The 10466-nt window shown below is 71.0% G+C and carries 10 protein-coding genes and 1 tRNA gene; 9 read left to right on the plus strand and 2 right to left on the minus strand.

Going from position 1 to position 10466, the window contains the following annotated elements; translation table 11 throughout:
• Positions 1–40 precede the first annotated feature (40 nt).
• A tRNA-Ala gene (locus tag BLR04_RS35355) sits at positions 41–113 on the plus strand.
• A 65-nt stretch (positions 114–178) separates the two neighbouring features.
• Here the strand turns inward: BLR04_RS35355 and BLR04_RS35360 are convergent.
• Positions 179–1129, minus strand: a complete 951-nt coding sequence (locus tag BLR04_RS35360) for a GlxA family transcriptional regulator (protein ID WP_245740884.1) — start codon at positions 1127–1129, stop codon at positions 179–181.
• A 71-nt stretch (positions 1130–1200) separates the two neighbouring features.
• Here BLR04_RS35360 and BLR04_RS35365 point away from each other — a divergent pair, with 71 nt between their 5' ends.
• The 8 genes from BLR04_RS35365 to BLR04_RS35400 all read left to right on the plus strand — a co-directional run bounded on the left by BLR04_RS35365 (position 1201) and on the right by BLR04_RS35400 (position 10037).
• The gene (locus tag BLR04_RS35365) at positions 1201–2481 is read left to right on the plus strand and encodes an MFS transporter (RefSeq protein WP_245740886.1); all 1281 of its coding nucleotides are present in this window, start codon (positions 1201–1203) and stop codon (positions 2479–2481) included.
• Positions 2482–2537: 56 nt separating this feature from the next.
• The gene (locus tag BLR04_RS35370; protein ID WP_090773528.1) at positions 2538–3209 is read left to right on the plus strand and encodes a peptidyl-tRNA hydrolase; all 672 of its coding nucleotides are present in this window, start codon (positions 2538–2540) and stop codon (positions 3207–3209) included.
• Positions 3210–3393: 184 nt separating this feature from the next.
• Entirely contained in the window at positions 3394–4191 is a 798-nt protein-coding gene (locus BLR04_RS35375; RefSeq protein ID WP_090773529.1) for a hypothetical protein, read from the plus strand.
• A 36-nt stretch (positions 4192–4227) separates the two neighbouring features.
• A complete protein-coding gene (ftsH, locus tag BLR04_RS35380; RefSeq protein ID WP_090773546.1) occupies positions 4228–6183 on the plus strand; it encodes an ATP-dependent zinc metalloprotease FtsH in 1956 nt (651 codons plus the stop codon).
• A gap of 67 nt (positions 6184–6250) precedes the next feature.
• The gene (locus BLR04_RS35385) at positions 6251–6850 is read left to right on the plus strand and encodes a DUF937 domain-containing protein (RefSeq protein ID WP_090773530.1); all 600 of its coding nucleotides are present in this window, start codon (positions 6251–6253) and stop codon (positions 6848–6850) included.
• A gap of 16 nt (positions 6851–6866) precedes the next feature.
• Positions 6867–7448: a Maf family protein gene (locus tag BLR04_RS35390; protein WP_090773531.1), complete on the plus strand. Its 582-nt coding sequence runs from the start codon at positions 6867–6869 to the stop codon at positions 7446–7448.
• 10 nt (positions 7449–7458) lie between these two features.
• The gene (locus BLR04_RS35395) at positions 7459–8205 is read left to right on the plus strand and encodes an EI24 domain-containing protein (protein ID WP_176903440.1); all 747 of its coding nucleotides are present in this window, start codon (positions 7459–7461) and stop codon (positions 8203–8205) included.
• A 614-nt stretch (positions 8206–8819) separates the two neighbouring features.
• Positions 8820–10037, plus strand: a complete 1218-nt coding sequence (locus tag BLR04_RS35400) for a DUF4192 domain-containing protein (RefSeq protein WP_090773532.1) — start codon at positions 8820–8822, stop codon at positions 10035–10037.
• Between the two features lie 181 nt (positions 10038–10218).
• Here the strand turns inward: BLR04_RS35400 and BLR04_RS35405 are convergent.
• Positions 10219–10466: zinc ribbon domain-containing protein (locus BLR04_RS35405; protein WP_143022353.1), on the minus strand; the 248-nt coding region annotated here is incomplete at its 5' end.

Consider the following 10466-nt stretch of genomic DNA (forward strand, 5'->3'; position numbering starts at 1 on the left):
TCCGATGGTCGTGAAGTGAGCTAAACTCGTACACGCACGAGGGGCTATGGCGCAGTTGGTAGCGCGCCTCCATGGCATGGAGGAGGTCTGGGGTTCGAATCCCCATAGCTCCACTCTCGTGACGAAGGCCGCCCTTTCGGGGCGGCCTTCGTCGTTCCGGCGCTCAGGGTGTGCGCGGTCAGACGCCGCGGAAGGTGCGGCGGTAGGCCAGGGGCGGCACGCCGACCGCCGCGTGCAGGTGCTGGCGCAGCGAGACCGCCGTGCCGAACCCCGCCTGGCGGGCGACCTCCTCCACGCCGAGGTCCGTCGTCTCCAGCAGCCGGCGGGCGTGCTGCACCCGCTGCCGGGTCAGCCACCGGGCCGGGCTCATGCCGGTCTCCTCACGAAAGCGCCTGGTGAACGTCCGTACGCTCATCCGGGCGTGCCCGGCGAGGGCGTTCAGGTCGAGCGGGGCGTCGAGCCGGGTCAGCATCCACTCCCGGGTGGCGGCCGTGCCGCCGCCGTTGTCCTGGGGGAGGGGGCGGTCGACGTACTGTGCCTGGCCGCCCTCCCGCCACGGCGGCATCACGCAGCGCCGGGCCGTCCGGTTGGCCACCTCGCTGCCGTGGTCGCGCCTGATCACGTGCAGGCAGAGGTCCAGGCCCGCCGCCACCCCGGCCGAGGTGAGCACGTCGCCGTCGTCCACGAACAACACGTCAGGGTCGAGCCTGACCTCCGGGAACAGCCGGGCGAAGCGGGCGGCGTCGCGCCAGTGGGTGGTGGCCGGGCGGCCGTCGAGCAGCCCCGCCGCCGCCAGCACGAACGAGCCCGTGCAGATCGACATCACGCGGGGCCTGTTCTGCAGCGCGGCGCGCAGCGTGGCGGAGATGGTGCCGTCCTCCATGACACTGCCCCCGTGGACGCCGGTCACGACGACGGTGTCGGCGGTGTCGAGCACGTCGAGGTCGTGGTCGGGCAGCACGGTGTAACCCGCGGAACAGCGGACCGGCGCGCGGCCCTCGGAACAGGTGACGACCTCGTACAGCTTCTCGCCGGAGGCGTTGTACGTCGCGCCGAACACCTGGCCGGGGACGCCGAGGTCGAGCGGGGCGAACCGGTCGAGCACCACGACGGCGATGCGATGAGGCATGGCCGGATTCTTGCACATATTGGCTTTCCGGCCACTCGTCCCTCGTCAGCGGGATATATCAGGATTGGCGGGTGAGTGTTACCCCTTCCCAGCGGCGTGGCCTGCACCGCGCCTGGTTCGTGGCCGCCGTCGCCTTCGTGGCGATCCTCGGCTCGGCCGGTTTCCGCGCCACCCCTGGCGTGCTGATCACCCCGTTGCAGGAGGAGTTCGGCTGGTCGGCCGGCACCATCTCGCTCGCCGTGTCGGTCAACCTGGTGCTGTACGGACTGACCGCCCCGTTCGCCGCCGCCCTGATGGACCGCTTCGGCATGCGGCGCGTGGTCGCCCTCGCCCTGCTGCTGATCGCGGTGGGCAGCGGGCTCACCGTGCTCATGACGGCGAGCTGGCAGCTGCTGCTCCTCTGGGGCGTGTTCGTCGGGCTGGGCACGGGCTCGATGGCGCTGGTGTTCGCCGCGACGGTGGTCGACCGCTGGTTCGTCCGCCATCGCGGGCTGGTGACCGGCGTGCTCACCGCGGCGGGCGCGACCGGGCAGCTGATCTTCCTGCCCGTGCTCGCCCAGCTCGCGGAGGGTCCGGGCTGGCGCTTCGCCTCGCTGACCGTGGCCGTCGCCGCGCTCGCGGTCGTGCCGTTCGTCTGGTGGCTGCTGCGCGACCGTCCCGAGGAGGTCGGCACGACCGCGCTCGGCGCGGAGCCGGGCGTCGCGCGTCCGGAGCCGAGCCGCACCAACGCGGCCGTACGGGCCGTCACCGTGCTCGCCTCCGCGGCGCGTACGCGACCGTTCTGGCTGCTCGCAGCCGGGTTCGCGATCTGCGGCGCCAGCACGAACGGCCTGGTGGGCACCCACTTCATCCCCGCCGCCCACGATCACGGCATGGCAGAACCCGCCGCCGCGGGGCTGCTCGCGATCATCGGGGTCTTCGACATCGTGGGCACGGTCGCCTCCGGCTGGCTGAGCGACAAGATCGACCCGAAGGTGCTGCTCGGCGTCTACTACGGGCTGCGCGGCCTGTCCCTGCTGGTGCTGCCGGGGCTCTTCGCGGCCACCACCGAGCCCAGCATGCTGATCTTCATCATCTTCTACGGGCTCGACTGGGTGGCGACAGTGCCGCCCACGGTGGCGCTCTGCCGGCGCATCTACGGGTCCGACGGGGCCGTGGTGTTCGGCTGGGTGTTCGGCTCGCACCAGGTGGGGGCCGCCATCGCCGCCGTCGGCGCGGGTCTCACCCGCGACCACCTCGGCGCCTACGACCTCGCCTGGTACGCCGCCGGGGCCCTGTGCCTCGTGGCCGCGGGCATGTCCCTCGCCATCCGCCGCGCCGCGAGCGACAAGCCCGCCGCCGTGCCGGCCTAGGCGGGCCCGGGGCCGGGTACGAGCGCGTCCGGCCGTCTGGTTTGCTGGTGGGCGATATGAACGACTCCCACGACTCCGAGCTGTACGTCCTGCCGCTGGTCGTCAGGATCGAACGCGCCACGCCGCCCGAGCGCACCGACGCTCTGGAGGCCGCCGCCATGGCCGTGCTCAGTCTGCTCGACGATCCCGGCGAGTGGACCGCGGAACTGCACGCCTGGCAGTCCACCGGCAAGATCCGCAAGGTCGTGCGCCGCGCCAGGGGCGCCGAGTGGCGGCGCGCGCTCGCGCTGCCCGGCCGGACGGTCGAGCACCGCACGGCCGAGGTGCGGGTCCACCCGCCCGTCCCGCTCGACGCCTGGCCGCGCGACCTCGCCCGGCTCCAGGTGTCGGGCACCGAGCTGGCCGACACGGCCGAGCCGTCGCCCGCCGTGTCGCCGGTGCTGTGGGAGAACCCCCGCCTTGGCATGTCGGCGGGCAAGGCCATGGCCCAGGCCGGGCACGCCGCCCAGCTCGCCTGGTGGGCCAGTGACGACGCGCAGCGGGCGGCCTGGCGCGAGCGGGGACTCACCGTGTCGGTGCGCACGGCCCCCTCGCAGGAGCGCTTCGACGAACTGGTCGCCGCGGGGCTGCCCGTGGTGCGCGACGCGGGGTTCACGGAGATCGAGCCGGGCTCGTGCACGTTCGTCGCCGACGCTCCGTGGCTGGCCGCACACGCAGCCAGCGGCTGACCGTACGGCGCCGGCGGTTCATGATTGCACTTCGGTTGCTTCATGGGCGCAATGGCGCGATATGTCGTACGCTCCCGTCGTGCTCCAAGGGGAAGAAGAGACCAAGGGTTCCGGAGTGAGAACGGCTAGCAGGCCTGGAATCCCTGCTTCTCCGCCCAAACGCTCCCGCATCGGCGACATCCGGATGCGCGTGGTGTACCGGGGGCTGGCCGTCGCCGTCGCGGCGGCCGCGGGCGTCGCCGTGACGCTGTCCGTGGTGCTCCCGCCGGAGCCGGACGGGACGGCTCGGCCGGTCGCCGCGCCGCCGACCGCCGCCCTCCCGTCCGCCTCCGCGGCGGCCGCCGGCTCGGTGCCGAGTGCCGCGTCCGCCTCCGCCTCGCCCGTGCCGTCTGCCGCGTCCTCGTCCGAGCGGCCGACGCCCACGCCGGGCACGTCCCTCGCGCCCGGCTACACGGCCATGGAGGCGCTGTACGCCGACCCGCGCGTCCCCCGGCTGACGGGCAAGGTCAGGCGGATGTCGCTGCCCGCGCCGGGCAAGCGGTTCATCAGGGACACCCGCTCGGGGATCGCCGTGCCGCGGCTGTCGCGGCCGTGGAAGGCGTACGGCGCGGCGCCGTTCAGCACCAAGCAGGTGCTGCCCCCGCGGCGGGGCACGAAGCTGCGCGGCATGTTCGTCACGGCCCCGCTGCCGATCATGGAGCAGAAGTCGCCGCGCGACACGGCGCTCCTGGCCGCCCGCTGGACCCTCAACCACCACCCCCAGGGCTCCCGCATCACCTGGCTGTCCTCCCAGCCGGTCGCGCACGGCTGGGCACTCTCCTACCGCGTCACCTACGGCGGGCACAGCTCCCGTGCGGCCGTTGTGATCATGGATGGGGGAATGGCGAAGCCAGGATTGGCGTTCATCACCGTGCCTGACTCGCAGCGAAAGTACTGGCGCGACATCGGCCGCGTTGCCGCGGGAGTGCGTGGTCTAGGCTGAAAAAGATCATTGTGCGGCGATATGGGGAGTGACACCGTGGAACGCTCTGGACCGCCGCAGGCTCCGACCAAGGGCAAGGGCAAGCCGCCCTGGCGCTCGGAGGGCCTGCCTGGCACGCCCGGAGGCAAACCCAAGATCAACTGGTGGCGCTTCGTCGTGACGCTGCTCGTCGTGTACGCGGCGTTCTTCGTCGTGTCGTCGTTCGTCGACAGCGAATCCGTCGAGACGATCTCGTACACCGAGTTCACCAAGCAGGTGAACGCCAAGAACGTCAAGGACATCTACGCCCAGGGCCTGTCGGTCGAGGGCGACCTGCGCGCGGCGGCGAAGAACCCGGAGAGCGGCGAGTCGTACGAGAAGTTCGCCACCGAGATCCCGGCCTTCGCCGACACCGACCAGCTCGACAAGCAGCTGGCCACCGGCCAGGTCGAGATCACCTCGCAGCCCCTCACCCGCGGCTTCTTCTCCAACCTGCTGCTGTCGCTGCTGCCGGTGCTGCTGCTGGCCGGCCTCTGGATCTGGATCATGCGGCGGGGCGCCAGCATGATGGGCGGCGGGCTCGGCGGGCTCGGCAAGTCGAAGGCGGCCAAGCCGGTCGAGGCGGGCAAGGTGCGCGTGACGTTCGACGACGTCGCGGGCATCGACGAGGTCGAGAACGAGCTCGTCGAGATCGTCGACTACCTCAAGGACCCCGACAAGTACCGCAGGCTGGGCGCCAAGCTGCCCAAGGGCGTGCTGCTGGCGGGCCCTCCCGGCACCGGCAAGACCCTGCTCGCCCGGGCGGTCGCGGGCGAGGCCAAGGTGCCGTACTTCTCGGCCAGCGCCTCCGAGTTCATCGAGATGATCGTGGGCGTCGGCGCCTCCCGGGTGCGCGACCTGTTCGAGGAGGCGCGCAAGGTGGCGCCGTCCATCGTCTTCATCGACGAGATCGACGCCATCGGACGCGCGCGCGGCGCGGGCGGCATCGGCGGGCACGATGAGCGCGAGCAGACGCTGAACCAGATCCTCACCGAGATGGACGGCTTCTCCGGCGCCGAGGGCGTGATCGTGATCGGCGCGACCAACCGGCCCGAGATCCTCGACCCGGCGCTGCTGCGTCCGGGGCGTTTCGACCGTACGGTGCAGGTGGGCCTGCCCGACGCGGCAGGGCGCAGCGCGATCCTCGCCGTCCACACCCGTGGCGTGCCGCTCGACCCGGGCGTCAACCTCGACCAGCTCTCCAAGACCACTCCTGGCATGACGGGCGCCGACCTGGCCAACCTGGTCAACGAGGCGGCGCTGCTCGCCGCCAAGCGCGGCAAGGAGAAGGTCACCAGGGCCGACTTCGCCGACGCGCTGGAGAAGCTGCAGCTCGGCGCGGCCCGCAGCATCGTCATGCCGGAGGAGGAGCGCACCCGTACGGCCTTCCACGAGGCCGGACACGCGCTGCTCGGCATGCTGCAGCCGGGCGCCGACCCGGTCAGGAAGATCTCGATCATCCCGCGCGGCCGGGCGCTCGGCGTCACCCTGTCGACCCCCGACAGCGACCGTTACGCCTACGACGAGCAGTACCTCCGCGGCCGCATCACCGGCGCGCTCGGCGGCATGGCGGCCGAGCAGGTCGTCTACGGCGTCATCACCACCGGCGCGGAGAACGACCTCGAACAGGTCACCATGATCGCGCGCGGCATGGTCGGCCGCTGGGGCATGTCCGAGAAGGTCGGCCCGCTGACCATCCTGTCGAACGACGGCCAGCCGCCGCAGGCCTCGCCCGCCACGCTCGCCACCGTCGACGAGGAGGCGCGGCGCATCGTGGACGAGTGCTACGAGCGCGCGATCAAGGTGCTGACCGACAACCGCGACAAGCTCGACGCCATCGTGGCGGCGCTGCTGGAGCGCGAGACGCTCGACGAGGCGGAGGCGTACGCGGCGGCGGGCCTGGACCGCACGGTCGCGCAGGAGGAGCCGCGACCGGTGGACGGCGACGCTGAGCCCGTTTTTCCCATAAATTAGGACATTTTGGACGTTGTGTCAGTCCCCCTAGGGAAGTCTGTCCGGGACGAGGGATCGGGGGACTGTCATGACACTGCATGACGAGCTTCTCTCCGGGCTCGGAGACTCAGGCATGGAGCAGATCGCCGGGATGCTCGGCAGCGACACGCCCACCGCCCGCCAAGTCCTCGAGGCCGTGACGGGGGCGATCGTCGGCGGCATGGCACGCAACGCCGAGCATCCCGACGGCGCCGACGCCCTGCGCGGAGCGCTCGACGACCACACGGACACCGATCCGTTCAACGCCGACGTGGCCTCGCTGACGCGCGACGGGCACAGCATCCTCGGACACGTGCTGGGCGGCCACGGCACCGAGCACGTCGCGGCCGGCATCGCCCGCCACACGGGCGTCGGCACCGGACCGCTCATGAAACTGATGCCGCTGATCGCTCCCATGGTCATGTGCCTGCTGGCCGACCACGTGGCCGGCCGCGACATGGACGCCGCCACCCTGGCCGAGGACCTCGCCCGCGAGGAGGCGCACCTGCCTCCCGACCTCGCCGAGTTGGTCGACGGGCTGCTCAACGGCATCTTCGGCACCCCTCAGGCAGGGGCGTACGACCCCTTCGGCGGCCCTGAGCGGACCGGTCGTCAGGCCATCCCCGGCACGCGGAACCGTCGCTGGTGAACGGTAGGCTGAGCCGGTGATCGTACTGGCCTCTGCCTCCCCTGCCCGCCTCGCCCTGCTGCGGAGCGCGGGCCTCGACCCCAAGGTGATCGTCAGCGGCGTCGACGAGGACGCCCACTCCGCCCCGACCCCCGCCGCGCTCAGCCTCGTGCTGGCCAAGGCCAAGGCCGAGGCGGTCGCGAGCGGCTTGGAAGAGGGGCTGGTCATCGGCTGCGACTCGATACTCGAACTCGACGGCCGCCCGTACGGCAAGCCCTCCTCGACCGACGAGGTCGTCGAACGCTGGCGGCTGCTGCGCGGCCGCACGGGCCGCCTCGTCACCGGCCACTGCGTCATCGACGTCGCCGCCGGGCGCCAGGCGGCCGAGGTCGCCACCACCGTGGTGCACTTCGGCGACCCGTCCGACGAGGAGGTCGCCGCCTACGCGGCCACCGGTGAGCCGCTCGGGCTCGCCGGGGCGTTCAGCATCGAGGGGCGCGGCGGCTGGTTCGTCGAGGGCATCGAGGGCGACCACGGCAACGTCCTCGGCATCTCGCTGCCGCTCGTACGCTCCTTGTTCGCCGAACTCGGCTACGCGGTGACGTCCTTCTGGCGCTAGCCTGCCGGGCATGCGATCTCTGCGTGACTTCGCGGCCGGAGTCGGTTTCTTCCTCCAAGGATTCGGGTGGGTGTCACGGCACCCGCGGTGGTGGCTGTTCGGGCTGATCCCCGCGCTGATCGCCTTCGTCCTGTACGTCGCCGCCCTGATCTTCCTCGGGACCAACGCCGGAGACCTGGCCGCGTTCATGACGCCGTTCGCCGACTCGTGGAGCTGGCGCGAGGTGTTCCGCGGGGTGGTGGCCTTCGCGATCGTCCTCGGCGGGCTCGCGGTGGCCGTGGTGACGTTCACGGCGGTCACGCTGGTGATCGGGGAGCCGTTCTACGAGAGGCTGTCGTCGGCGGTCGACGTACTGGAGCACGAGGACGACCAGCCGTGGTGGCGCACGCTGCCCCGCTCCATCCGCGACAGTTTGATCACGTTGTGCTACGTGCTGGCGTTCACGATCCCGCTGTTCTTCCTCGGGTTCGTCCCGGTGGTGGGGCAGACCGTGGTGCCGGTGTTAGGCGCCCTGGTGTCCGGCTTCTTCCTCACCGTCGAGCTCACCACGCTCGCCATGGAGCGTCGGGGGATGGCGCGCAAGCAGCGCTTCGGGCTGCTCCGCGCGCACAAGGCCAGCGCACTGGGCTTCGGCGTCGCGATCTTCCTGCTCTTCTTGGTGCCGCTGGCGGCGGTGATCGCCATGCCCGCCGCCGTAGCCGGCGCCGCGCTCTACACCCGCACCCACCTCACCCCCTCATCACCACCGCCGTCGTAGCCATCTATCACGGGCATTGTCCGGTTTGCGGACCCTCACCTGCCTGAACCGCTACCCCTGGCCGGTAGGGCGCCTTCCGCAACCGGCCGAGCTCGTCCTTACCGGTCGGTCCGGTCCGCCACCCCGGCCAGGGCTCCTGTCCTGTTTCGGCGGGGCTGTTTCCTGCCTGTCCGAGTGATGGCCGTCCCCGGGCGCAACTTTCGATCATGTCCCGGAGCCGGCGCGGCGGTGAGCCTTGGCCACACTCCTGTTTCGGCGGGGGTTGGCCTACCTCACCTGGTCGAAACGCTGTCCAGTCAGGGGGTGCGCCTTCTGTACCAGCCGGGCTCGTCCCTTCTGCCGGTGCGAGCCGCCATCCCGGACAGGCGAGCGCATGCGCGTTCGGCGGGCACACTCCGTCCCTGTCGTGGTGTCGGGGGCGTCATCTTCGGCTGCGCGCTGGGTTCGCCTCGTCGGCTTCATGCTCTCCAGCACCACCTTTGGTTGAAGTGCTGCTGCCGTACTGCGCCGGCCGCTTTCCGTTTATCCACAGGAGCGGAAGCGTCGAGGACCGTTCTCCACAGAACGTGTTCCACCACCGTGCCGGCGATGCGGAGGCAGGCATTCTTGCGGCCATGACGACCAACTGCTCGCCGCCCGCCGTGCCACCCATACAGCCACATGCACAGGAGCCCGCGCCGCCTTCCCGCTCCGGAACGCCGCCCCTCCGCACCTCGCTCTCTCCCTCCGACGCGGACCCCCGACCACCCGCCGCCGAACTGCCCTTCGAAGCCCAAGAGACCCGGCTCACCCTGACGAGCCCCACAGACGTCCTCGCCGCCGTCCCCTATCTGCTGGGCTTCCACCCCACGAGCAGCCTGGTCGTCATCGGTCTCGCCGATTCCCGGGTGAAGGTCGTGACCCGATGGGCCCTGCCGTTGCCGTCCGGCACGCTCGACGCCGTGCTGCCCCTCTTCGCAAGAGAGGAGGTCACCGACCTCGTCATCGTCGGCTACGGCCCGGGCGCACTGGTCACCCCCAGCGTCGACGACATCAGACGGCTCGCCACCGAGGCGGGCGTCCGCGTGGGTGAAGCCCTCCGCACCCACGAGGGCCGCTACTGGTCGTACGTGTGCGACGTGGCCGCGTGCTGCCCGGCACAGGGCACCGCGTACGACGTCTCCACCAGCCAGATAGCAGCCGAGGCGACCGTGCACGGCCTGGTCGCCCTGCCCGACCGCGAGGCACTCGAAGGCACGCTCGCTCCCGTCACCGGTCCCGTGCGCGTGGCGATGAGCCGGGCCACGGCCGAAGCGGTCGCTGAGTTCCGGTCCGGCCTCATGGCGGCGGCAGACCCGCACGCGTACGCGGCCAGGTTCGTGTCCGACGGCCTCGACATGGTCCGCTCAGCCCTGCGCACCCACGCGGGAGGTGGACGCCTCGACGACCCCGACGCCGCCAGGCTGGGCCTCGCTCTCACGGTCATGCGCGTACGCGACGAGGCCTGGACCCTGATGACCGACTCCCACGTCACGCTCTGGAAAGACCTGACCCGCAGGCTGGAGCCCCGCTTCACACCACCGGCGGCGTCCCTGCTGGCGATGGCGTCCTGGCGGACGGGCAACAGCATCCAAGCCACGGTGGCCCTCGAACGCGCCCTCACCATCGACCCCGGTTACTCGATGGCCCATCTCCTGATGCACGCCCTGCAGAATCTGCTGTCCCCGGAACTCCTGCGCGACCGCATGCCCACACCGTCCGAACTGGACGACGCCATGGGCCCGATCAACGCCGCCTGGCTCCTGCCACTGATCAACCTGATCGACGACGACCCGTTCCCACCCCTGGAATGAGGGTCTTGAGCGCCGCGCCTTGCCGAACCTCCACCGCACGCACACCGAGCCATACGACACCGTTCGGAGAATCTCAGTGATTCTCTTGCCTGCTTCGCTGGCATCTGCCTCGATTGTTCGAGGTCTTACGTCGCCTCCACAGGCGTTTAGCGTCTCCGGGGAACTGCCCGGCGACGTGAAGCTAGGCCGCATTCTGCTCGAGGTTCATCGCGGCGAGCAGGTTGCGGGCGGCGTTGGCGTCGCGGTCGTGCTCGAGAGAGCACCCGCACGTCCACACCCGATCGGCAAGGGTCAGGTCCCGGTTGATGGTTCCGCAGCCGCCGCACAGTCTCGAGGACGGGAACCAGCGATCAGCCGCCCACACACTCGAGCCGTACCAGCGGCTCTTGTACTCGAGCCGGCGGAAGAACTCACCGAACCCGAGATCGG

Source organism: Nonomuraea maritima (genome assembly GCF_900100395.1).
Taxonomy (GTDB): Bacteria; Actinomycetota; Actinomycetes; order Streptosporangiales; family Streptosporangiaceae; genus Nonomuraea; species Nonomuraea maritima.

Excerpts from the sequence above, each read along its gene's own strand:
- BLR04_RS35360 (WP_245740884.1), bottom strand. The coding sequence starts at position 1,129 with ATGCCTCATCGCATCGCCGTCGTGGTGCTCGACCGGTTCGCCCCGCTC.
- BLR04_RS35370 (WP_090773528.1), top strand. The coding sequence starts at position 2,538 with ATGAACGACTCCCACGACTCCGAGCTGTACGTCCTGCCGCTGGTCGTC.
- BLR04_RS35375 (WP_090773529.1), top strand. The coding sequence starts at position 3,394 with ATGCGCGTGGTGTACCGGGGGCTGGCCGTCGCCGTCGCGGCGGCCGCG.
- BLR04_RS35385 (WP_090773530.1), top strand. The coding sequence starts at position 6,251 with ATGACACTGCATGACGAGCTTCTCTCCGGGCTCGGAGACTCAGGCATG.
- BLR04_RS35395 (WP_176903440.1), top strand. The coding sequence starts at position 7,459 with ATGCGATCTCTGCGTGACTTCGCGGCCGGAGTCGGTTTCTTCCTCCAA.
- BLR04_RS35400 (WP_090773532.1), top strand. The coding sequence starts at position 8,820 with ATGACGACCAACTGCTCGCCGCCCGCCGTGCCACCCATACAGCCACAT.